The 23,993-nt window shown below is 63.7% G+C and carries 18 protein-coding genes and 1 pseudogene; 16 read left to right on the top strand and 3 right to left on the bottom strand.

Annotation, left to right across the window (positions count from 1 at the left end; all coding sequences use genetic code 11):
• Positions 1–48: 48 nt before the first annotated feature.
• On the bottom strand, positions 49–948 hold the full coding sequence (locus OKW26_RS01565) for an amidohydrolase family protein (RefSeq protein ID WP_429352448.1): 900 nt from the start codon (positions 946–948) through the stop codon (positions 49–51).
• Positions 949–981: 33 nt separating this feature from the next.
• Complete coding sequence (locus OKW26_RS01560) at positions 982–1,395, bottom strand: MarR family winged helix-turn-helix transcriptional regulator (RefSeq protein ID WP_429352447.1); 414 nt, start codon at positions 1,393–1,395, stop codon at positions 982–984.
• 205 nt (positions 1,396–1,600) lie between these two features.
• Here OKW26_RS01560 and OKW26_RS01555 point away from each other — a divergent pair, with 205 nt between their 5' ends.
• From OKW26_RS01555 to OKW26_RS01540, 4 genes are all read left to right on the top strand, one after another.
• Positions 1,601–2,428, top strand: a complete 828-nt coding sequence (locus tag OKW26_RS01555) for a p-hydroxycinnamoyl CoA hydratase/lyase (RefSeq protein WP_429352446.1) — start codon at positions 1,601–1,603, stop codon at positions 2,426–2,428.
• A gap of 38 nt (positions 2,429–2,466) precedes the next feature.
• Positions 2,467–3,918: an aldehyde dehydrogenase gene (locus OKW26_RS01550; protein ID WP_429352445.1), complete on the top strand. Its 1,452-nt coding sequence runs from the start codon at positions 2,467–2,469 to the stop codon at positions 3,916–3,918.
• Positions 3,919–3,990: 72 nt separating this feature from the next.
• A complete protein-coding gene (locus OKW26_RS01545; protein ID WP_429352444.1) occupies positions 3,991–5,871 on the top strand; it encodes a feruloyl-CoA synthase in 1,881 nt (626 codons plus the stop codon).
• A gap of 17 nt (positions 5,872–5,888) precedes the next feature.
• A complete protein-coding gene (locus OKW26_RS01540; protein ID WP_429352443.1) occupies positions 5,889–7,673 on the top strand; it encodes an acyl-CoA dehydrogenase family protein in 1,785 nt (594 codons plus the stop codon).
• 27 nt (positions 7,674–7,700) lie between these two features.
• Here OKW26_RS01540 and ppk2 read toward each other — a convergent pair.
• Positions 7,701–8,517 (bottom strand): annotated as a pseudogene (gene ppk2, locus OKW26_RS01535) (polyphosphate kinase 2).
• A 231-nt stretch (positions 8,518–8,748) separates the two neighbouring features.
• Between ppk2 and OKW26_RS01530 the strand changes: the two are divergent.
• The 12 genes from OKW26_RS01530 (at position 8,749) to OKW26_RS01475 (ending at position 23,970) form a co-directional block, all read left to right on the top strand.
• A complete protein-coding gene (locus OKW26_RS01530) occupies positions 8,749–9,429 on the top strand; it encodes a hypothetical protein (RefSeq protein ID WP_429352442.1) in 681 nt (226 codons plus the stop codon).
• A gap of 283 nt (positions 9,430–9,712) precedes the next feature.
• Positions 9,713–10,300 (top strand): BPSL1445 family SYLF domain-containing lipoprotein, encoded by a 588-nt coding sequence (locus tag OKW26_RS01525; protein WP_409259456.1) that lies wholly within the window; start codon positions 9,713–9,715, stop codon positions 10,298–10,300.
• 934 nt (positions 10,301–11,234) lie between these two features.
• The gene (locus OKW26_RS01520; RefSeq protein ID WP_429352441.1) at positions 11,235–12,695 is read left to right on the top strand and encodes a PAS domain-containing sensor histidine kinase; all 1,461 of its coding nucleotides are present in this window, start codon (positions 11,235–11,237) and stop codon (positions 12,693–12,695) included.
• The gene (locus OKW26_RS01515) at positions 12,692–13,315 is read left to right on the top strand and encodes a response regulator transcription factor (protein WP_429352440.1); all 624 of its coding nucleotides are present in this window, start codon (positions 12,692–12,694) and stop codon (positions 13,313–13,315) included. The genes OKW26_RS01520 and OKW26_RS01515 overlap by 4 nt, the downstream gene beginning before the upstream one ends.
• Positions 13,316–13,477: 162 nt before the next feature.
• Positions 13,478–13,864, top strand: coding sequence for a response regulator transcription factor (locus OKW26_RS01510; protein WP_184061877.1), 387 nt, complete (start codon positions 13,478–13,480; stop codon positions 13,862–13,864).
• Between the two features lie 216 nt (positions 13,865–14,080).
• The gene (locus OKW26_RS01505; protein WP_090808966.1) at positions 14,081–14,473 is read left to right on the top strand and encodes a hypothetical protein; all 393 of its coding nucleotides are present in this window, start codon (positions 14,081–14,083) and stop codon (positions 14,471–14,473) included.
• A 16-nt stretch (positions 14,474–14,489) separates the two neighbouring features.
• Entirely contained in the window at positions 14,490–15,737 is a 1,248-nt protein-coding gene (locus tag OKW26_RS01500; protein WP_429352439.1) for an efflux RND transporter periplasmic adaptor subunit, read from the top strand.
• A 13-nt stretch (positions 15,738–15,750) separates the two neighbouring features.
• Positions 15,751–18,984: an efflux RND transporter permease subunit gene (locus OKW26_RS01495; protein ID WP_429352438.1), complete on the top strand. Its 3,234-nt coding sequence runs from the start codon at positions 15,751–15,753 to the stop codon at positions 18,982–18,984.
• Position 18,985: 1 nt separating this feature from the next.
• Positions 18,986–20,500, top strand: a complete 1,515-nt coding sequence (locus OKW26_RS01490; protein WP_184061874.1) for an efflux transporter outer membrane subunit — start codon at positions 18,986–18,988, stop codon at positions 20,498–20,500.
• Entirely contained in the window at positions 20,497–21,777 is a 1,281-nt protein-coding gene (locus OKW26_RS01485; protein WP_429352437.1) for a paraquat-inducible protein A, read from the top strand. Before OKW26_RS01490 ends, OKW26_RS01485 begins: the two co-directional genes overlap by 4 nt.
• Complete coding sequence (locus tag OKW26_RS01480; protein ID WP_429352436.1) at positions 21,761–23,374, top strand: intermembrane transport protein PqiB; 1,614 nt, start codon at positions 21,761–21,763, stop codon at positions 23,372–23,374. Before OKW26_RS01485 ends, OKW26_RS01480 begins: the two co-directional genes overlap by 17 nt.
• Positions 23,371–23,970, top strand: a complete 600-nt coding sequence (locus tag OKW26_RS01475; protein WP_429352435.1) for a PqiC family protein — start codon at positions 23,371–23,373, stop codon at positions 23,968–23,970. The genes OKW26_RS01480 and OKW26_RS01475 overlap by 4 nt, the downstream gene beginning before the upstream one ends.
• The last annotated feature ends 23 nt before the right edge of the window (positions 23,971–23,993 follow it).

Below are 23,993 nucleotides of genomic sequence, written 5' to 3'. Positions count from 1 at the left end.
ATGGACCCAACTGGCCCGGCGTTTTCGCGCCGGGCCATTTTTCATGCGTCATTCGTGAGTCGTCGTGCCTCGGGCCCGCAGATCAAGCAACCTGACGGCGTTCTCCTTCAGAACGAGCGGCTTTACTTCGGGCTTGATGTCGAGCGTATCGAAGTCTTCGAGCCAGCGGTCCGGGCGGATCAGTGGGAAGTCGGACGCGAACAGCACCTTGTTGCGCAACAGCGTGTTCGCATACTTGACCAGCTCGGGCGAAAAGTACTTCGGCGACCAGCCCGACAGATCGATATACACGTTCGGCTTGTGCAGCGCGATCGACAGCGCCTGCTCCTGCCATGGCCAGGAGGGATGCGCGATCACGATCTTCATGTCGGGGAAGTCGGCGGCGACATCGTCGAGGTAGATCGGCTCCGAATACTTGAGGCGCAAACCGCCGCCGCCGCGCATGCCCGAGCCCATGCCCGAGTGTCCACTGTGAAATACCGCCGGCAGCCGGTACTCGGCAATCACTTCGTAGAGCGGGTATGCCATGCGGTCGTTGGCGAAAAAACCCTGCATCGTGGGGTGAAACTTGAAACCGCGCACGCCGTGCTCCTCGATGAGCCGCCGCGCTTCGCGCGCGCCGAACTTGCCTTTGTGCGGATCGATGCTGGCGAACGCGATCATGATGTCGCGGTTGTTCTGCGCGAACTCCGCGACCTCTTCGTTCGAAATGCGACGGCGCCCGATGTTCGCTTCGCAGTCGACGGTAAACATCACGAAGCCGATATTGCGCTCCCGATAGTGCTCGATCGTTTCGGGAATGGTCGGGCGGCGCCCTTGTTTGAGCACGGTGCCGAAGTATTTGTCGGCGGCTTCGTCGAATTCTTTGGCAAACAGGTCCGGTGGTTGGCAGCACGACACCTCGGCATGCACGTGGGTGTCGATGGCCTTCAGTTGATCGATGTTCAATGGGGTCTCCTATGTGTAATCAAAGCTGATGCGTCAGGCTGCGCGAAGATTGCGCACGCACGTCGACAGCAGGTTTTTCAGTATCTGTGAATCGTGTTCATCGATTTCGCCGAGCATCGATTGCTCGACCCTGTCAGCGGCACCGTCGCACTGAGCCAGCAATGTTTCGCCGGCCTTCGTCAGCGACAGCAGCCCGACGCGACGGTTGAGCGGACCGGCCACGCGCGTCACCCATCCATTCGCTTCCATCGATTTGACGACCGCGCTGGCCGCTTGCGGCGTGATCAACGAGCGCTGCGCGAGCTGTGCGTTCGACGAACGTGCGCGCGCCCGCAGCACCGACAGCGCGGTGTATTGCGGCAACGTCAGACCATGCGAGGCAAGCGCTTCGGAAAGCTGCCGCGTGAGAATCTTGTCGAGCTGCCCGGCCAGGTAGCTGAGACGCACCGGAGCGGCAGCGTGCCTTCGATCGCGCAGGTTGCGCCGCACCGTGGCGCGCGCTGTCGATTCAGACCCTGACGGCTTTCTCGTGATCGTCGGCATAGGCGGTTAGGGGTTTGTACCAAGACTTCGATATTGTACTTTACTTATCAGGTCACCTGATATTAAATTGAGTTCAGGCCGCGAGGGCGGCATTGATACGGAGAAGCAGATGAGTTACGAAGGACGCTGGAAAACGGTCAAGGTCGCGGTCGAAGGCGGAATCGCCTGGGTCACGTTCAATCGTCCGGATAAGCGCAACGCGATGAGCCCGACGCTGAACAAGGAAATGATCGACGTACTCGAGACGCTCGAACTCGACGCCGAAGCCCAGGTTCTCGTGTTGACCGGCGAAGGCAGTGCATGGACGGCCGGCATGGACCTGAAGGAATATTTCCGCGAAGTGGACGCGGGCCCGGACGTGCTGCAGGAGCGGATTCGCCGCGACGCGAGCCGCTGGCAATGGCAATTGCTGCGTATGTACTCGAAGCCGACGATCGCCATGGTCAACGGCTGGTGCTTCGGCGGCGGCTTCTCTCCGCTCGTCGCCTGCGATCTCGCGATCGCCGCGGACGAAGCCGTGTTCGGCCTGTCCGAAATCAACTGGGGTATCCCGCCGGGCAACCTCGTGAGCAAGGCGATGGCCGATACCGTCGGTCATCGTGAAGCGCTGTACTACATCATGACGGGCGACACCTTCACGGGTCCGCAAGCCGCGAAGATGGGTCTGGTGAACAAAAGCGTGCCGCTCGCGCAACTGCGCGACGAAACGATCGCTCTCGCGGCGAAGCTGCTGAACAAGAACCCGGTCGTGCTACGCAACGCGAAGCAAGGCTTCAAGCGTTCGCGCGAACTCACGTGGGAGCAGAACGAAGACTACCTGTACGCGAAGCTCGACCAGGCGAACTATCGCGATCCGGAAGGCGGCCGCGAACAGGGCCTCAAGCAGTTCCTCGACGACAAGAGCATCAAGCCGGGCTTGCAGACCTACAAGCGCTAAGCGGCGCACTTCAGCAGGACGACCGAGGAGACGAACACATGCATCAAACGAACCTGTTGATTGGCGGCGCGAAACGTGCCGCGTCGAACGGCAAGACCTTCGAGCGCATCAATCCGGCGACGGGGGCGGTTGCCACCCGCGCCGCGGCGGCCACCGTCGAGGATGCCGATGCGGCCGTCGCCGCGGCGGCGCGCGCGTTCCCGGCATGGGCGGCGCTCACGCCTACCGAGCGCCGCAAACGCCTGCTCGCCGCCGCCGAGCGCATGGACGCGCGCACGGCCGAATTCATCGAGATCGGCGCGGCCGAAACGGGTGCGATGGCGAACTGGTACGGCTTTAACGTCATGCTCGCGGCCAACATGCTGCGCGAAGCCGCGGCGATGACGACGCAGATCGACGGCGCGGTGATTCCGTCCGACGTGCCGGGCAGCCTCGCAATGGCCGTGCGCCAGCCGTGCGGCGTCGTGCTTGGCATGGCGCCGTGGAACGCGCCCGTGATCCTCGCGACGCGCGCGCTCGCCATGCCGCTCGCGTGCGGCAACACGGTCGTGCTGAAGGCATCGGAAGGTTGTCCCGGCGTGCATGCGCTGATCGGCGAAGCGCTGAACGACGCGGGTCTCGGCGAAGGCGTCGTCAACGTGCTCACGCATGCGCCGGAAGACGCGCCCGCGATCGTCGAGCGTCTGGTCGCGAATCCTGCCGTGAAGCGTGTGAATTTCACCGGTTCGACGCGTGTCGGCCGCATCGTCGCCGAGCTGTCCGCGCGCCATCTGAAACCCGCGCTGCTCGAACTGGGCGGCAAGGCGCCGGTGCTCGTGCTCGACGACGCGGACCTCGACGCTGCCGTCGAGGGCATCGCGTTCGGCGCGTTCTTCAATCAAGGGCAGATCTGCATGTCGACGGAACGCGTGATCGTCGATCGCAAGGTTGCCGATGCGTTCGTCGAAAAGCTCGTCGCGAAAGCGCGCACGCTGAAGGCAGGCGATCCGACACAGCCGGGCTCGATCCTCGGCACGCTCGAGAGCGAAGCCGCTGCGCGGCGCATTCGCGCGCTGGTCGAAGACGCTCGCGAAAAGGGTGCGAAGTTGCCGCTCGGTTGCGAGGCGAAAGGCGCGATCATGCAGCCGGTGATCGTCGAGAACGTGACGCGCGAGATGAAGCTTTATGCCGATGAATCGTTCGGCCCCGTGGTGACGGTGCAGCGCGTGGACGGCGACGAAGAGGCGCTGACGGTCGCCAACGATAGCGAGTACGGCTTATCGGCCGCCGTGTTCAGCCGCGATATCGCGCGCGCGATGAACGTCGCGAAACGCATCGAGTCGGGCATCTGCCACATCAACGGCCCGACCGTGCACGACGAGGCGCAGATGCCGTTCGGCGGCGTGAAGGCGAGTGGTTATGGGCGCTTCGGCAGCAAGGCGTCGATTCCCGAGTTCACCGAGTTGCGCTGGATCACGGTGCAGACGAGTCCGCGTCATTATCCGATCTAGGCGTCGGCTCCCGGCCGCAACGATTGCGGCCACCCCATCCTTGCATGAAATGGCACAACTAGGAGACAGGTTTTGGAATCGGAGCACAGCCACGCAAGCTCTCTGGCGACCGGATACCGGAGCGTCGCCATCGGAGCGCCTTCAGCGCGGATCGAGAAACGCGGCGACTGCTGGTACCTCGAGACACTTGAACCTCTGGGTCCGTTTCCGGAGCGCTTTACGGACCGCCTGCTGAGCGGCGCACGCGCGCATCCCGACCGGCTGCTCGTCGCACGACGCGATGCCGGTGGCGCGTGGCAGGGCATCACGTATGCGCAGATGCTCGAGCGCGCGCGTGCGATCGGGCAGGCGCTGCTCGATCGCGATCTCAGCGCGGAACGCCCGTTGGTGATCCTGTCGGGCAACAGCGTCGAACATATGCAACTCGCGCTCGGCGCGATGTGGGCGGGTATCGCTTATGCACCCGTTTCGCCGGCCTATTCGTTGATGTCGGGCGATTACGGAAAGCTGCGCCATGTCCTCGAACTGCTCAAACCGGGTCTGGTCTACGCGGACGATATCGGTGCATACACAGCGGCGCTCGATGCCGCGCTGGGAAGCGACGTCGAACGTGTCAGCGCGGTGCCCGCGCCAAACGCGTCGAGAGTGACGCGCTTCGACGCGTTGCTCGACACGGCCCCGCGCGACGTCGACGCTGCCAACGCGCGCGTGAACGGCGACACGATCGCGAAGTTCCTGTTCACGTCCGGCTCGACGAACCTGCCGAAAGCCGTGCCGACGACGCATCGCATGCTGGGCGCAAACCAGCAGATGCTGCTCGAAACCTTTCCGCAGTTCGGCATCGAGCCGCCGGTCCTCGTCGACTGGCTGCCGTGGAATCACACGTTCGGCGGCAGCCACAACGTCGGCATCGTGCTGTACAACGGCGGCACGCTCTATATCGACGACGGCAAACCCGTGGCCGGCAAATTCGACGAGACGCTGCGCAATCTGCGTGAGGTCGCGCCGACCATCTACTTCAACGTGCCGAAGGGTTGGGAAGAACTGACCATCGTGCTGGAAAAGGATGCGGCGCTGCGCGAGCGGTTTTTCTCGCGCGTGAAGATGTATTTCTTCGCGGGCGCCGGGCTGTCGCAGGCGGCGTGGGAGCGTCTCGAGCGCGTAACGCTCGAACATTGCGGAGAACGCATCCGCATCATGGCCGGGCTCGGCATGACCGAGACCGCGCCGTCGTGTCTGTTCACGACGGGACCGGTATCGTGCGCCGGCTATATCGGCTTGCCGCCGCCCGGGTGCCAGGCCAAGCTCGCGCCCGTCGATGGCAAATTCGAAGCGCGCTTTCGCGGCCCTCACGTGATGGGCGGTTACTGGCGAGCATCGCCGGCGCTTCAGAGCAGCGTGTTCGACGATGAAGGCTACTACCGCACAGGAGACGCCGTGCGTTTCGTCGACCCGCAACGTCCCGAACTGGGCCTGATGTTCGATGGCCGCATTGCGGAGGACTTCAAGCTTGCGTCGGGAACGTTCGTCAGCGTCGGGCCGATGCGCGCGCGCATCATCAGCGAAGGGGCGCCCTACGTTCAGGATGCCGTCATTACGGGGATGAATCGCGACGAAGTGGGCGCGATGATTTTTCCGCGCCTCGACGCGTGTCGCTCGTTGGCGGGTTCGCCCGCGGATGCGAGCGCCGAGGACGTGCTCAACACGGCCGCCGTGCGCGACTTCTTCAGCGAGCTCGTCGCGCAGCTGAATCGGAGTGCGACAGGCAGTGCCTCGTTCATTGCCCGCATGCACCTGCTGAGCGTGCCGCCGTCGCTCGACCTCGGCGAGATCACCGACAAAGGCTCGATCAATCAGCGCGCCGTGCTCCAGCACCGGGCCGCGCTCGTGGAAGCAATGCACGAGGCCGACGTCGCCGACGCGACCGTGATCCATGCGCGCAGAGGCAGCTAGTCCAGGGACAGGAACAAATGACGTTGACTTATAAGGCGCCGCTACGCGACATGCGCTTCGTGATGGACGAGTGGCTCGACGCCGCTTCGTGGTGGCGCGACGTGCCCGACTGGCAAGACCTCGACTCGCAGACCGCGCAGCAGGTGCTCGAGGAAGCGGCGCGTTTCGTCGAGGAGCGCATCGCGCCGCTCAACGCGAGCGCCGATCTCGAAGGATGTCGTTTCGACGCGGGCAAGGTGACGACGCCCGCGGGCTTTCGCGAGTCCTACGCGGAATTCGTCGAAGCGGGTTGGCCGACATTATCGCTCGACACCGGGCACGGCGGACAGGGACTGCCGCAGCTTCTCGACGTCGCACTTCAGGAAATGCTCGCGGGCGCCAACCATGCATGGTTGATGTCGCCCGGGCTCACGCACGGCGCGACGGCATGCTTGCAGACGTATGGCAGCGAACGCGTGAAAAAGGCATTGCTGCCGAAAGTCGCGAGTGGCGAGTGGCTATCGACGATGTGTCTGACCGAGCCCCAGGCCGGCAGCGATGTCGGCCTGATCCGTTCGCGCGCGACTGAAGCACCGGGCACCGACGGGTATTTCATCGACGGCAGCAAGATCTTTATCAGCGGCGGCGCGCACGATCTGACGGAGAACATCGTTCATCTGGTGCTCGCTCGAGTGCCCGATGCGCCGCCCGGCACGAAGGGGTTGTCGCTGTTCGTCGTGCCGGAATGGCTGGAAGACGGCGACGGTGGGCGTTCGTGCAATGGTGTCTATTGCGAAGGCATCGAAAAGAAAATGGGCCTGAAAGGCAGCCCGACCTGCACGATGCGCTTCGAACGCGCATTCGGTTGGCTCGTCGGTGAAGCGCATCGCGGTCTCGCGTGCCTGTTCGTGATGATGAACGCGGCGCGGCTGCAGGTTGCGATGCAGGGCCTCGGGCATGCGCACGCCGCGTGGCAACGCGCGCACGCTTACGCGCAGGAACGCGCGCAGATGCGTGCAGTGAGCGTGCCGCCCGGTGCGAACGTCGCAGCGGGGAAGGCTGCGCCGATTGCGTTTCATCCGGCCATGCGGCGGATTCTGATGGAGCTGCGCGCGATCGTCGAAGGCGAGCGCGCGATCGGTTACTGGACCGCGCATTGGCTCGACATCGCCGCACGTCATGCCGATGCCGCCGAACGGGATCAGGCGGCGCAGCTCGCATCGCTGTTGACTCCGATTGCAAAGGCGTTTTTTACGGCCAACGGTTTTGGCGCTGCATCGAACGCGCTGCAGGTGTTCGGCGGCTACGGCTACATCCACGAGTACGGCATTGAACAGACGTTGCGCGATAGTCGCGTGTCGATGTTGTACGAAGGCACCAACGAAATTCAGGCGATCGATCTGCTGATTCGGAAGGTGCTGCCCGATGGGGCGGTGGCGTTCGATGTGCTGCTTCGCCAGGTGCGCGCGGAAGCGCGGCTGTGCCAGGAGTCCGATCCGCCGGTTCGTGCGGCCGGCGCGAAGCTCGCAGAGCTCGCACAGACAGTGGAGAGCACGACACGGTCGATCAAGGCACGCCACGCGCAAGACCCGGAGACGGCATACCGGGTCGCGGACGACTATCTCGCGATGCTTGGCTGGATGCTGCTGGCGTTCGCATGGGCGCGCACGCTGCGAATTGCGATGCCGCAATGCGAGGCGGCAACGTTCTATGTGGAGAAGCGGGAGACGGGCCGCTTCTTCTTCGACTACCCGCTCGCGGCCTTCGCTTATCGCCGCAGCCTCGTTGAAGCCGGGTGCGAGGCAACGCTGCCGTACGTTTGAAAGTCGGCTTGAGCAACAACTGCCTGATCAATACCGCTCGGCCACGTATTTAAACGGATAGTCTGGTTCCTTGTATCCGTCGGGCTTTTGCCGTTTCGGCAGCGAGACCTTCTTGCGGGCAGGCTGCTTGTACGGAATCCTCTGAAGCATGTCGCTGATGATGTTCAGTCGCGCGCGCCGCTTGTCGTTTGAATTCGCTATGAACCACGAAGCATAGTCGGTGTCCGACGCCGCGAGCATCTCATCGCGGGCACGCGAGTAGTCATACCATCGGCTATAGGATTTCAGGTCCATCTCGGTCAGTTTCCAGATCTTGCGACCGTCGTGGATGCGTGCCTCGAGACGTCGGGTCTGTTCCTCGGGGCTGACCTCGAGCCAGTACTTGAGCAGGATGACCCCGGATTCGACGATCGCCCGCTCGACGAGCGGCACGGCCTTGAAGAACGTCTGCACGTCCGCCTCGGAGCCAGAAACCCATCACGCGCTCGACGCCCGCGCGGTTGTACCAGCTGCGGTCGAAAATGACGATCTCGCCCGCGGCCGGCAAGTGCGGCACGTAGCGCTGCACATACATCTGGCTTTTTTCACGTTCGCTAGGCGCGGGCAATGCAACGACGCGGAAGACGCGCGGACTGACGCGCTCGGTCATCGCCTTGATCGTGCCGCCTTTGCCCGCGCCGTCACGTCCCTCGAAGACGACGCAGACCTTGCTTCCCGTTTGCACGACCCATTCCTGCAGCTTGACGAGCTCGACATGCAGATCGAAAAGCGCCTTGCGATATTCCTTGTACGACAGCGCCCTGTCTTGCTCGGGCTGCTCGTTTTCCGACTTCGTTTTGGCCATTCTCTTCTCCCCAGCGCGGACTGTTCCAGCGTACTACGCAATGATCCATTCCCACGGTAGAGCGCGACGCGAAGCAGGGCCATACGACCTTGGTCCAATATCGCCGGTACAGGGCGCGCAGTATGATGCGGGCGTCTGCTCGCGCCTGCCCGATCCGACTGTCCTCGTCGCGCCTCATCCGTATGCCGGCAAAGGGCGGGCTCGGTTCACGTCATCGCCACGGGAGGCCTCATGGATGCCACGGGTCACACGGAGCAGGAAAACTTCGGCGATAGGGAGCCGGTTCTCGATGTCGTCGATCGAGTGTGCGAGTCATGTTTCGGCCTCTTCATGGCGCTGACGTTCGTCGGCACCGTCTCGGCCGTCGGCGCGGGTGCCGACGCGGGGCACAAGATGTTCTACACCGCGCTCGGCTGCAATCTCGCATGGGGCCTCGCGGACGCGGTGATGTTCCTCGTGCGTACGCTGGTGGCTCGCGGCAGGCGTGTGACGCTTGCGCATTCCGTGCGAGGCCAGCCGAATGCGGCCGCGGGCGTTCGGACGCTTCGAGACGCAATGGCCGCGTGGCTCAGACCGTTGATCGGCGATACGGAGCTCGAGTCCATCCGCAGGCGTGTTGCGGCGCGGCCGGATCTGCCGCAGCGAGCAGTATTCGTGCGCAACGATTTCACCGCCGCCGCGGCTATCTTTGTGCTCGTAGTAGCCGCAACATTCCCGGTCGCGTTGCCCTTCGTGCTGTTCGCGAACGTTCCGACGGCGCTGATCGTCTCCCGTGTCTTGACCATCGCGATGTTATTCGGCAGCGGCATGGCGCTGGGGCATTACGCGGGATTTCGCGGCTGGCAGGCCGGCCTTGCGATGGCGGCGGTCGGCGTCCTGCTCACCGTGGCGATCATCGCGCTCGGCGGATGATCGAGGTCGGCCCCGCTAATCAGCTTCGCTGGCTTCGCGTTTCATTCATCATCGACACCGCGCTTCCTGTAAGACCAAGGTCCGATTCCGCAGCGGTTTCAGCGTGACATCATGTATCTGCAAGCGTTGTAGTCGTCGCATCCGGATACCGAAGAAAATCGACGCGCGGCGATGGCATTGATGGTTCCTTGGGCGGCTATGCCGCTTCACGGCGGAGAAAAAAGATCGAGGCTTCCAGCCATCAGGACTGGCGACTCGGATCGTAACCAGAACGGAGTCGATAGTGAACAGACGGAACTTTGTGCACACGCTCGCGCTTACATCCATGGCCGCGAGTCTGGCTTTGGCGGGTTGCACGACGACCGGAGGCAGTGGCCAGAGCGCCACTACCGACGCCGCCAAACGGCAGGAGATCGACGCGGCCGTGAACGGTGCGCTGTCGAAATTGTTCGATACGGTGCAAGGCTCGCACGAGCTCGTATCGAAGGCGCAGGGCGTGCTCGTGTTTCCTTCGGTGAGGAAGGCGGCGTTCATCGTCGGTGGCGAGTACGGTGAAGGGGCATTGCGCGTCGGGGGAGCGACGGTGGGCTATTACAGTACCACCGCGGCATCGTTCGGATTGCAGGCCGGCGCGCAGTCGACCGCCGTGTTCTTCCTGTTCATGACGAAAGATTCGCTCGAGAAGTTCCGCAACGCGAAGGGCTGGTCGGCGGGCGTCGATGCTTCGGTTTCACTGCTGAAAGTCGGCGCTACCGGCGCGATCGATACCACGTCGGCGACCGCCGAGGTCGTCGCGATGGTCTTAACCAATACGGGCTTGATGGCCGACCTGTCGCTGGCCGGCACCAAGGTTACGCGCATGAATCTGTAACAGGGCGCGGCAAGCAGCGGCATTTGATCGAATCGTCATGGCGCTGTCGCACGGTGGCGCGTCTATCGCGTGTTGCGGTTTCGTTACAGCGAGGCCGCGCGACACGCTACGCGTGCCTTGGCACGGCGACGCGCAGCGGATAGTTTTTGGCGGACTCACCCCACTTAGCCTCCCTATCACCCCTCCCGTCGTTCCCACGAAACGCTGCGAGCCAGATGCGCTCGCGACTCGCAGCGACGCTGCCTGCAATCTGCACTGACCTTCCTGTTTATTCAATACCGGTAGAAAAGACGAAGCCGAAACACGCGTTCTCGCCGCGGTGCTGCGTTTAGTCATCTGCCGGGCATAATTTTATTTTTTTGTGATCGATGAATGCAAATGATTCGCACTGGAATAGCGGGCGATAAAAGCGTTGAATTGCGTCAAAAAAACCTATCGCCGACCAATTAATTAAATTGGAGAATTAGCGTTGGGTATACCCGCTGACTCTGCGATTCGCGATGCATGAAAGCTTTACGGTTGGAAGTTTCCATCTGAAAGCGCTATCGCGCCGGGCTTCACGGGCTAGTGCAAATCCGTCACGGCGCAGGGGAACATTGCGGCTCGTACGGCGACGTGCCAGTTTGCTAACTTTCCTGTGCGTGCAAACGGGCGGCACGGACACTGCCTCGCCCGGCAATAACTAACTGCCTAACAAACTCTGTCGCCATTTTCCGATTGATGGCGGACAACGCAGAACACTATTGAGTAGTTTCCCGAGTAAGCGGCATAAATTAAGGTAACCCTTCGGTAAGTGATTCTGGATAGCCTATACTGATTTCCAGCCACCCGACGTGCGAAGTAGCGATTGTGAAGTCAATTATGTGGTTCGAAGCCCAAAGATAAAGACGTCGCAGTTGTACGGAATCCGTTCGCACTGGACCCGGAGGTGCCAATGATTAATCTGATCGTGTACGGCAGACACCTGGCGATCGGGGTAGCGGGAATTCTCACGGCGCTGCACGCGCAACCGCGCCACATGGGTCAATGCGGCCCGTCACAGATCGACAATGCGCGCAACGACGGTCCTCCACTATCCGGGCACGACCGTTCCAGACAGTTTTCACCCAGGCATCACCGGTTTCAGCACGCTCGCAATATCCCCGGCGTGTCGAGCCGACAGAGTACCCGCGATACCCACGAGCCGCCGTACGCGTTGCCGGCATGGCGGCGCTATGTCACCGCTTGCGCGTCGTGGCTGCGAGGCGAAGGCGATAGCAGCACGCGGCGCATGCTCGACGCGAGAATGCCGCTGTGCGAGACGCTCGAAATGTTGCCGGTTCCGATCGTCACGGTCGACCAGCGGGACCAGATCATCTTCGCGAACGCGCGGGCGGCGCAACTGTTCGGCTACACGAGGGAAGAGCTGATCGGCGCGCCGACCGCCAAGCTGTTTCCGATCGACGGCATCAATGCCGATCGGTCGGGCCCAGGCAATCGTGGCGCGAAGATACAAATCCCCGGCGTCACGACCACGCAGATTCTGATCGCACGGCGGCGCGATGGCGGCGGCTTTCACGCGGAGGCGGAAACCACGCGATGCCGCGTGCACAATCAGGAATTGCGGATCACCGCGATATCGGATTGCAGTGCGTGCGGCGAAGTCGATGGAAATACGAGGGATCTCGCGCATCTCGCGCGCGTTTCTTCATTGGGCGAACTCGCCGGATCGCTCGCGCACGAGTTGAAGCAGCCGCTTACCGCGATCCTGTTCAACGCGCAAGCCGCGCGCAAATTCATGGATGCGGAGACGACCAACGTAGTGGAGCTGCGCGAAGCGCTCGAAGACATCGTGGCCGACAATTGCCGCGCGAACGAGGTGCTGCAAAGGATTCGCGCATTGGTGCGCAAAGGCGATGTCGAGTTGCAGTTGCTGGACGTCGGCAACGTCGTGCGCGACATCGCGACGCTCGTGCACAGCGATGCGTTGACGCGCAGCGTGCGCACGAGCTTCGACATTCCGAACAATCTGGCGCTGATTTGCGGCGACAAGGTTCAGCTTCAGCAGGTGATCCTGAACCTGCTGCTCAACGCTTTCGACGCGGTCAAGGATTGCCCTGCCGCGGACCGCCTCGTCGAAACGACAGCGCGTGAGGAAGCGGACGGACTGATACGGATAACGGTAAAAGATCGCGGCCAGGGCCTCGACGTCGACAGCATGGAAAGGATTTTCCGGCCATTTTTCACCACCAAACCGCAGGGGCTCGGACTGGGTCTTTCGATCAGCCGCACGATCGTCACGGCGCACCGCGGCCGGCTGTGGGCGGAAAACAACGAGGGCAAAGGGGCATCGTTTCACGTCACGCTTCCGGTCGCGACCGATATCCGACAGAGACTCGTGCCCCGATCATCATGAACCAGACCAACACTCGCGTCTTCATCGTCGACGACGACGACAGCGTGCGCAGCGCGCTCGCCCGCTTGCTGCGCGCCTCCGGCTACCAGGTCGAATGCTTCGACAGTCCTGCGGCCTTTCTCGAACGAGCCGATCTGACGAGCATGCCAGCCTGCCTCGTTCTCGATCTGCAGATGCCGGGCATGACGGGACTCGAAGTGCAGCGCAAGCTCGATCAGCTGCTGCCGATCGTATTCCTGACCGGGCACGGCGACATCGGCTCGAGCGTCGACGCGATGAAAGGCGGAGCGGTCGACTTTCTGCCCAAGCCGGTGCGCGACTCGCTGTTGCTCGCCGCGGTGGATCGCGCGCTCGCGCGCGCGTGTGTGGAAAGCAGGCGGCGCCACGAACGCGAGGAAATAGAAGAGCGGATGCGGCATCTGACCCGCCGCGAACGCGAAGTCATGGAACTCGTCGTGACTGGCCGCCTGAACAAACAGGTTGCGAGCGATCTGGGCGCGGCCGAAAAAACGATCAAGATTCATCGGGCCCGCGTGATGGAGAAGATGAAGGCCCGATCGATCGTCGACCTCGTTCATCTGGTGCGAAAGGGCGGCGTTTGTACGGCCGACGAAGAATAATCGCCCGAACCAGGCGCCGACTCCCGCGTTGCGCCGCCACTTTCAGCGGCGCTGGCCGACACCGCTAGTGGACCAAAGTCTTATATCTCATCGGGGTTTCAACCAGTACGCTAAGGCATCAGTGGTCCACTTTCCGGAGCGACTGCGCGTTCGCGCTGTCATATGGTCAACCCTAACCAATTCGTTGCGGTGGTCGACGATGACGAGTCGGTCTGCCGAGCCATCAAGCGTTTGCTGCATTCCGAAGGTATCAGGGCGGAGACGTTTTGCAGCGGTGACGAGTTCTTGAATGCGCTTGTGGCAATTCCGTCGTATCGGCCTGCCTGCGTGATTCTGGATGTCCAGATGCCGGGAACCAACGGCCTGGAAGTCCAGCGTCAGCTCGCGCAAATGGGCGTGCCGGTCATCGTGATTACCGCCTATGACGATCTCTCCGTCCGCCAGAGCGCGCTCGCGGCCGGCGCGGCCGCGTATCTGCGCAAGCCTTTCACCAGCGCGATTCTGTTCAAGGCGGTCGAGGTGGCCATCGGCGGTCCGCCGACACCCTGAACGCGCGTCTTCGCGCCGGATGATATGAGACCAAGGTCCGATTGTCGCCGTTTCTTCGGACCACCAAACTGAACTCAGTCAACGCGTCGAACCGAACACCGGCTGCGCCGCACCGAATTCGAAACCGGACAGGTTGCGGCGCGTGCGTGCCTTTGCGCGTGCGATGCGCCGCGCGGAGTGCGGCAGCGTTCAAGGATAAAAGCGGGAGCGCACGTGATGAAATCAATTTCGGTTTGTCTCGCGATTCTTCTCGGTACCGCTGCGATGCAGGTGGGCGCGGCGGACTTCGACGGCAGCAAGCGGCTGATCTGCGCGACGATCGACGCGCACGCCTGCGATCCGGGCATCGCCTGCACGCGCGCGTTGCCCGCGGATCTCGGTCTGCCGAAATTCCTGACTCTCGATTTCGACAAACGCGCGGTCGTCGGTCCCGCGCGCACGACGCCGATGCTGTCGGTCACCAAGGAGGCGGATCAGCTCCTGATCCTCGGCAATGAGTTGGGCTTTGGCTGGACGCTGGTCGTCGATTCGACGGACGGCGAGATGACGCTGACGATTGCCAACAGAAACGATGCCTTCGTGCTGTTCGGCAACTGCACGCCTTTGTGATCAGGCGGAGTGCGCGATGAAAACCGTACCCGTTTCCCTGGTCTCGCCGCGGCCGGATTCTCGCGGCGCTCTGCCATTGCTCGCCGTCGTCGCGGCGCTGACGCTGCTCACGTTGCTCGCGTCGTGCAAGAAGGCGCCACCGCCGCCGGTCGCCGCCGCGCCGGAAGTGACCGTGATGACCGTGACGCAACAGGACACGCCGGTCGACTTCGAATTTACCGCGCAAACGCAGAGTTCGCGTGAAGTCGAGATTCGCTCGCGGGTGGACGGCTTCCTCGACAAGCGCATGTACACCGAAGGCGCGTTGGTCAAGACGGGACAAACGATGTTCCAGATGGACCGCAAGCCGTTCGAGGCCGCGCTGCGGACCGCGAAAGGGCAACTGGCCCAGCAGCAGGCGCGCCTCGAAGTCGCCAAGGCCAATCTCGCGCGCGTGGTGCCGTTGGCGGCGCAGAACGCGTTGAGCAAGAAGGATCTCGACGACGCGGTCGGCAACGAGAAGCAGAGCGCCGCCGCGGTGATCGCCGCCCAGGGCGAAGTCGACACCGCACTGCTGAACCTCGGCTACACGACGATCAAGTCTCCGCTGAACGGCCTGTCGAGCTTCGCGCGTCTGCAGGATGGCAGCTACGTGACGGCGACCTCGAACGGTTTGCTGACCTACGTGTACCAGCTCGATCCGATGTGGGTGAACTTCAGCATCTCCGAGAACGAGATGCTGAAGTACCGGGATGACATCGCGGCAGGACGTCTGCGATTTCCCGCGCACGACGATTTCTCCGTGCATCTGATTCTCGCCGATGGCTCGCCCTATGCCGAGCAAGGCCAGATCAACTTCGCGAACCCGGCGTTCAATACCGAAACGGGAACCTTCCTCGTGCGCGCGACCTTCGAAAACCCGAAGGGCATCTTGCGCCCCGGCCAGTTCGTGCGGGCCCGCGTTTCCGGCGCGATCCGGCCCAATGCGACGCTCGTGCCGCAGCGCGCGGTGTTGCAGGGCGCGAAGAGCAACTTCGTGTGGGTCGTCGATAGCGCCTCGAAGGCGCATCAGCGCGTCGTCGAAGTCGGCGACTGGCAGGGCGATAACTGGTTTGTTTCCGACGGACTCAAGGCGGGCGAGCGCATCGTCGTGGACGGCGCGCTGCGCGTTACCGCGGATTCGCAGCTGAAAATCATCAAAACCCTGGCGGCCGGCGGGAAAAGCCAGGCGGCGGTGGCGACCGCTGCATCGCAAGGCGCCGCGGCAGCGCCCGCCGCCGAGTGACGGGGCAGTCGCCATGAACATTTCGCGCTACTGCATCGATCGGCCGATTTTCGCGTCAGTCATTTCGATCGTCATCACGCTCGGCGGCGCATTGGCGATGTTCTCGCTGCCGGTCGCGCAGTATCCCGACATCACGCCGCCGCAAATCACGGTGTCCGCCACCTATCCGGGCGCCAGCGCCGAGGTCGTCGCGAACAATGTCGCCGCACCGATCGAGCAGCAGGTCAATGGCGCGGACAACATGATCTACATGAACTCGTCGAGTTCGTCGACCGGCAGTATGACGCTCAACGTGTACTTCCAGATCGGCACGAACCCCGAACTGGCCCAGGTCGACGTGCAGAACCGCGTGAATCTCGCGCTGCCGCAACTGCCGCAATCGGTCCAGGCGCAGGGCATTCAGGTACAGAAAAAGTCACAGGCGTTCATGATGGTGATCGCGATCTATTCGCCCACCAACCGCTACGATTCGACGTATATCGCGAACTTTACGAACATCTACGTGCTTGACGCGATCAAGCGGATTCCGGGCGCGAATCAGTCGAGTATTTTCGGCAATCCGGACTACGCGATGCGCATCTGGCTGAAGCCCGACCGAATGGCGCAGCTCGGCGTGACGGCCGCCGACGTGCAACGGGTCGTCGCGAACCAGAACCAGCAGTTCGCGGTGGGCAGTATCGGACAGTCGCCGACCAGCGGAGAGGTCCAGCAGTCGTTCGCGGTCACGACCACGGGGCGCCTCGCCGAGCCTTCGCAGTTCGACAACATCATCGTGCGCGCCGCGAACGGCGGCGCGGCGATCGTGCGGCTCAAGGACATCGGCCGCGCCGAGCTCGGCCAGAAAGACTACTCGATTCGCAGCCGCTTCCAGGGCAAGCCGGCCACCGTGCTCGCCGTGTATCAGCAGCCGGGCGCCAACGCGCTCGACGTGGCGAAGCAGGTGCGCACGACACTCGCGGTACTGAAGAAGTCGTTTCCGGAAGGCATGACCTACGAAATCGCGATGGACACGACCGAGTTCACGCGAGCGTCGATCTCGGACGTGATCCATACGTTCTTCGAAGCGCTGGTGCTCGTCGTGATCGTCGTGTTCGTATTCCTGCAAAGCCTTCGCGCGACGCTGATTCCGATCATCGCGGTGCCGGTGTCGATCGTCGGCACCTGCATGTTCATGCTGCTGCTGGGCTTTTCGATCAACATGCTGACCTTGTTCGGCATGGTGCTCGCGATCGGTATCGTCGTCGACGATGCGATCGTCGTGATCGAGAACGTCGAGCGCAACATGACGGTGTACAAGCTGTCACCGAAAGACGCCTCGAAGAAGGCGATGGACGAAGTCGCCGGCCCGGTCGTGGCGATCGTGCTGGTGCTGTGCGCGGTGTTCGTGCCGGTCGCGTTTCTCGGCGGCATCACCGGCCAGATGTACAAGCAGTTCGCGATCACGATTGCGATCTCGGTGGTGCTGTCCGGCATCGTCGCACTGACCTTGTCACCGGCGCTCGCCGCGTTGCTGCTGAAAAGCACGCACCACGAGAAGAAGGGCTTTTTCCGCTGGTTCGACAATCAGTTCGCCCGCATGACGTCGGGCTATACACGCGCGGTCAAGCTCATCATCAAGCGCTTTGTCATGGGGCTCGTGTTCTTCGCGGCGATGATCGCGCTGGCGGTGCTGATGGTGCGCTCGATTCCGTCGGCGTTCCTGCCGCCTGAAGACCAGGGTTATCTGCTCGGCGCGGTCATCATGCCGGACGCGGCTAGCCTCGACCGCACCGGCCAGGTGTCGCAAGTCATCACTGACTATTTCATGAAACAGGAGGCGGTCGGCAGCATCACCACGGTCGACGGTTTCAGCCTGCTCGACAGCCAGAACAAGAACAATGCCGGCACCTTCTTCGTCGGTCTGAAGAGCTTCGACGAACGCTATACGCGCGCCAACCGCGGGACGCAGAACGCGCGCCAGGTGCTGCTCGACGCGTATCGCCACTTCGCGAACGTCCAGGAGGGCATTATTCTGCCGGTCAACCCACCGTCGATTCCGGGGCTCGGCACGACGGGCGGCACGGAGGTGTGGATTCAGAGCAAGGGCGACGCGACCATCACACAGCTTGCGGGCGTGACCGACCAGTTCGTGCAGAAAGCGCGGGCGCGCAAGGAGTTGACCGGCGTCACGATGACGTTCAATGCGGCGTCGCGGCAACTGCTGGTCAACGTGGATCGCGACAAGTCGGAGACGCTCGGCGTGCCGGTCGAAGACGTCTATAGCGCGATGCAGACGATGTTCGGCTCGCTGTACGTATCGCAGTTCAATCGTTCGAGCCGGCTGTGGCAGGTGATCCTGCAGGCGGAGCCGCGGTATCGCCTGAAGCCTACTGATCTCGATCAGATCTTCGTGCGCAGCACGAACGGCACGATGGTGCCGATCAAGTCGGTGGCAAGCTACCGCTTTACGACGGGCCCGGACCTCGTCACGCGATTCAATAATTTCCCGGCCATCAAGGTCACGGCGAACGCCGCGCCGGGCTACAGCTCCGGACAGGTGATCTCGACGCTGGAACAGATCGCCGCGCAGATGCCGGAAGGCTACGACGTGGCATGGAGCGGCGAAGCATTCGAGGAACGGCAGTCGGGCGGCACGTCCGGGCTCGTCTTCGTGTTCGGTCTCGTGATGGTGTTCCTGATCCTCGCCGCGCAGTACGAGAAGTGGTCGCTGCCGTTCGGCGTGCTGATGGCGGTGCCGTTCGCGTTGTTCGGCGCGCTGCTCGCGATCATGCTGCGCGGCCTGTCCAACGACGTCTACTTCCAGATCGGTTTGACGATGCTGGTCGCGCTCGCCGCGAAGAACGCGATCCTGATCTTCGAATTCGCGGTGCTCAATCGCGAGACCGGCGCCTCGGTGTTCGACGCGACGATGACCGCGGCGGAAGAACGGCTGCGCCCGATCGTGATGACCTCGCTCGCATTCATTCTGGGCTGCGTGCCGCTCGCGATCGCGACGGGCGCGTCGGCCAACAGCCGCCATTCGATCGGCACCGGTGTGATCGGCGGCATGTTGGGCGCGACGGCGATCGCCGTATTCTTCATCCCGATGTTCTATTACCTGCTCGAATCCATGTCGTCGCGCTCGAAGGGAGGCAAAAAGCCGACGCCGGGCGTGGAGCCCAGCGGCGGCGCAGGACGCGAACCCTCGGCGGTGCCGGGGCCCGGTGCGTCGAGCGAGGCGCCGTCCGCGCCGCAGGCAGGTGAATGAGATGCACGGCACGGCACCGGCGCGTTTGCTCGCCTCCGTCATGCTGCTCGCGCTGAGCGGATGCCTGCTAGGCCCCAACTACCAGCGCCCGGCGGTCGACGTGCCGGCCACTTATCGTTTCGCCCAGGGCGAGGCCGCGGGCATCGCCAACGCCGTGTGGTGGGAGCAGTTTCAGGACCCGGTGCTCGATCAGCTGATCGCCGCCGCGCTGCAGGACAATCGCGACGTGAAGGTCGCGGCCGCGCGGGTCGACGAGTTTCGCGGGCAGTTCGTGACCACGCGCTCCGGGCTGTTCCCGCAGCTTTCGGCAGGCGCCGACGCGTCGCGTCAACGGGTCTCGCAGGACGAAGGCGTGCCGGTGCCGAAGGGCGTGAGCCCCGTCTACAACCAGTTCGACGCGACGCTGGCGGTGTCCTGGGAACTCGATCTGTTCGGCAAGGTGCGCCGGGAAACCGAGGCGGCACGCGCGAATCTGCTCGCAAGCGAAGAGGGCCGCCGCGCCACGATTCTGACGCTGGTGAGCTCGGTCGCGTCGGCCTACATCAATCTGCGCAGTCTGGACCGGCAGCTAGTGATCGCGAAGGAGACCGTGCAAAGCCGCGCGGAATCGGTGCGCGTGTTCGAGGCGCGCTTCCGCTACGGCGAGGTCTCGCAGATGGAACTCGCGCAAAGCCAGTCGGAGTATCAAGCCGCGCAAGTCACGATTCCGCAGCTCGAAGCGCAGATCGCCCAGCAGGAAGACGCGTTGTCGGTGTTGATCGGCAGGAATCCCGGCGCGATACTGCGCGGCCGTGAGCTGTCGCAGATGGGCACGCCGCCGATTCCCGAGGGGCTGCCGTCCGATCTGCTCGAACGCCGTCCCGACCTGCTGGAGGCCGAGCAGACGCTGGTCGCGCAAAACGCGCTGATCGGGGCGGCGCGCGCGCTGTACTTCCCGTCGATTTCGCTGACCGGGCTGTTCGGTTCGGTCAGCGCGCAGTTCTCGAATCTGTTCACCGGCCCGGCGCGCGTGTGGTCGTTTGCCGGCAGCGTCACGCAGCCGATCTTCACGGCGGGCAACATCACCGGCCAGGTGCACCAGGCCGAAGCGCGCCAGCAGGAATCGCTGTACTCGTACGAAAAGGCGATCCAGGTAGCGTTCCAGGAGGTCGAGGACGCGCTCATCTCCGTGCAGAAGACGCATCAGGCACTGGATGCGCAAAACCTCCAGGTCGAGGCGCTGCACACCTATGCGCACCTCGCGCGGCAGCGCTACGAAGGCGGCTATACGAGCTACATCGAAGTGCTCGATGCGGAGCGCAGCCTGTTCAACGCGCAACTGAACTATGCGCAAACTCAAGGCGCGGTGCTGGCCTCGTACGTCACGCTCTACAAGGCGACGGGCGGTGGCTGGGTGGCCGAGGCGGAAAAACTGACGGCGCCGCCGCCCGCGCCGCAAAACTCGCCGGCGATGGCGCCGGTCTCGCAGAACGCGCCCGCGCCGGCTGGAACGTCGGGTGCAGTGGAGGCGAGATGACGGGCAACGAGCTGATTGCGTGCGAAGAGTGCGACCTGCTTCAGCTCGGCGCGCCGCCCGCCGCCGGCAATGCGTTGCGCTGCCGGCGTTGCCGCGCGGAGTTGAGGCGCGGACGCTCGAACGGGCCGGAGTATGCGCTCGCATTCTCGTGCGCGTCCGCGGTGCTGCTCGTGATCTCGAACGTGTTTCCGATCGTCGGTCTGTCGCTGAACGGCCATGTCGTGCAGACGACGCTCGCGGGTTCGGTGCGCATGCTGTACAGCCACGGCTCGTGGCCGCTCGCCTTGCTGGTCGCCCTCACGACGATCGTCACGCCGGTGCTGCAAACCGCGGCGATGCTGTGGCTGCTGCTGCCGCTGCGCTTCGGGCGCGTGCCGTGGCGGCCGGCCGAGTGCTTTCGTCTGTTTCAGCTCGCGCGGCCGTGGGGCATGACCGAGGTGCTGATCCTCGGCTTGCTGGTCGCGCTCGTCAAGCTCGCGCATATCGCCAAGGTGGTGCCGGGCACTGCGCTGTGGTCGTTCATCGCGCTGATGCTGCTGCTCGCGGCCGCGGCGGCGACCTTCGATCCGCATGAGGTGTGGGCGCGCATCACGGCAGCGCGTGGCGCGCAGGCGTGGCAGTTGCCGCCGATCCGCGTGCGCCGCAACGCCATCACGGCGTCTGCCTACGGGCTCGTGCTGTGCGAAGAATGCGGCCTGCTGCTCAAGCAGCCCAGCGGCGCGGTCAAGCACGTCTGTCCGCGCTGCAGGGCGCCGTTGCACCAGCGCAAGCCCGCGAGCCTGTCGCGAACGTGGGCGTATCTGGTGGCCGCGATGGTGCTCTACATTCCGGCCAACGTGCTGCCCGTGATGGACACGAGTTCGCTGTTCGGCACGCAGAAGGACACGATCCTGAGCGGCGTGGTGTATCTGTGGGTATCGGGCTCGTGGCCGCTCGCCGTGCTCGTATTCATCGCGAGCATCGTCGTGCCGATGCTGAAGATTCTCGGCATCGGGTATCTCGCGCTGTCGACCCAGCTTCGTTGGCAATGGCTGCCCGGGCAGCGCACGCGGATCTATCGCCTGATCGAGCTGATCGGTCGCTGGTCGATGCTCGACATCTACGTGATCACGATGCTGGTCGCGCTGGTGCAATTCCAGGCGCTGGCGACGATCAAGGCCGGCCCGGCGGCGATCGCGTTCGGCGCGGTCGTCGTGCTGACCTTGCTCGCCGCGATGGCGTTCGATCCGCGCCTGATGTGGGACGCTTTGGAGACCGAACGTGTCCACTCCGACTGAAGAGCCCGAACTGCCCGCCGCGGAGCCGGTGCCGCGCTCGCGCTGGCGGATGCAACTGGTCTGGCTCGTGCCGATCGTGGCGATACTGATCGGCGGTTGGCTGGCGGTGAAGGCGGTGATGGAGCGCGGCGAGCAGATCAGCATCAGCTTCAAGACCGGCGACGGTCTCGAAGCAGGTAAGACGAAGCTCAAGTTCAAGGACGTCGATATCGGCGTGGTCGAAGCGGTCTCGCTGACGCCGGACCACAAGCGCGTGGTGGCCAAGGCCGAGGTGACGCGCGACGTGTCGGACCTGCTCGTCGACAACACGCGCTTCTGGGTCGTGCGTCCGCGCATTTCGGGCGGTACGGTGTCGGGGCTCGGCACGCTGCTGTCGGGCTCGTATATCGACGTCGACGTCGGCAATTCGCCAAAAGCGCGCCGCGGTTTCGTCGGCCTCGAGGAGCCCCCCGTGATCGCGAGCGACGTGCCGGGGCACGAGTACACGTTGCACGGCACGGGACTCGGCTCGCTCGACGTGGGTACGCCCGTGTTTTTCCGCAGAATTCAGGTGGGCCAGGTCGCGTCGTACCAGTTGGACCCGGACGGCCACGGCGTCACGGTGAAGGTCTTCGTCAACGCGCCGTATGACCGCTTCGTCAGAACCGACACGCGCTTCTGGCACGCCAGCGGTGTCGACATGTCGTTCGACAGCAGCGGCTTGCGCGTCGAAACGCAGTCGATCGTGTCGATCATCATCGGCGGGATCGCGTTCGAATCGCCGCCCGATTCACAGGTAGAGACGAGCGCCGATACCAGCACCCGGTTCGAGCTGTACACCACGCGCGCCGACGCGATGAAGATGCACGATCGCATCGTCGTCAAATACGTGGTGAACTTCGCGGATTCGGTGCGCGGTCTGACAGTTGGCGCGCCGGTCGATTTCCGCGGCGTCGAAATCGGCGAAGTGACGGCGATCTACACGCGCTTCGATCCGGACACCCGCCGCTTCAGCAGTCCGGTCGAGATCAATCTCTATCCGGAGCGGTTCACGTCGCGCTATCAGAACGACGGCGCCGGCGGACACCTCACCAACGACCCGCGCGGTCTCGCGAACTATCTGGTCGAGCACGGCTTCCGCTTCCAGTTGAGAACCGGCAATCTGCTGACCGGCCAGCAGTATCTCGCGCTGGACTATTTCCCCGACGCGCCGAAGGCGTCGATCGACTGGAACAAGACGCCGCCCGAAATGCCCGCGATTCCGCGCACGCTGCAATCGCTGCAGGAATCGGTCACGCGACTGCTCGCCAAGATCAACAACATACCGTTCGAGGATATCGGCAAGGACGCGCGCTCGACGCTGCGCACCACCAATGCGATGCTCGGGCAGCTCAACACGCAGGTCGTGCCGAAAGCGCGCGACACGCTGCTGTCCGCGCAATCGACGCTCGATTCCGCGAATGCCGCGCTGCAGCCCGACTCGTCGCTGCAGCAATCGACGGAGGACGCAATGCGTGAATTGACTCGCACCGCTGCCTCGCTGCGCACGCTGGCCGACTATCTGGCGCAGCATCCGGAATCGCTCGTGCGCGGCAAGTCCGAGGACAAGAAGCCATGACAGATGCGATGCGCCGCTTCGCGGCCGGCCTGATGCTCGCGCTCGCCGGCGCTCTGCTCGGCGCCTGCAAGTCGCCGGCGACGAACTTCTACACGCTGAGCCCCGACGAGTCGTTGAGCAGCACCGGCGCGAGCCGGCCGATCGCGGCGGTGATCGGTCCGGTCACGATACCCGAGATCGTGGACCGGCCGCAGATCGTCACGCGGATCGCTAACAACGAGGTCGCGGTCAACGAATTCGACCGCTGGGCGCAGCCGCTCGGTGGCGAGATCGGCCGCGTGATCGCGGCCGATCTCGGCGCGCTGCTGAACTCGCAGCAGATTTCGGTATTCGATGCGGTACGCGATCCGTCCGTCGTCTGGCGCGTGCGGATCGACGTGATGCGCTTCGAGTCCGTGCCGGGGCGCGACGTCACCGTCGATGTGCTGTGGGCCGTGCGGCCGCCCGGCAAGGTCCGCGCCGTCACCGGCCGCTCGGTCGCGCGCGAGAGCGTATCCGGTCCCGGATTCGAGCCGATCATCGCCGCCCACGATCGCGCGCTCGCCTCGGTGAGCCGCGATATCGCCGCAGCGGTGCAGGCGAAACCCGTTCAATGAGACGTCGCGCTGCGTCACGTCGA

This window comes from Paraburkholderia sp. 32 (genome assembly GCF_050435345.1).
Taxonomy (GTDB): Bacteria; Pseudomonadota; Gammaproteobacteria; order Burkholderiales; family Burkholderiaceae; genus Paraburkholderia; species Paraburkholderia tuberum.
This window is presented reverse-complemented; position numbering and strand designations above follow the sequence as displayed.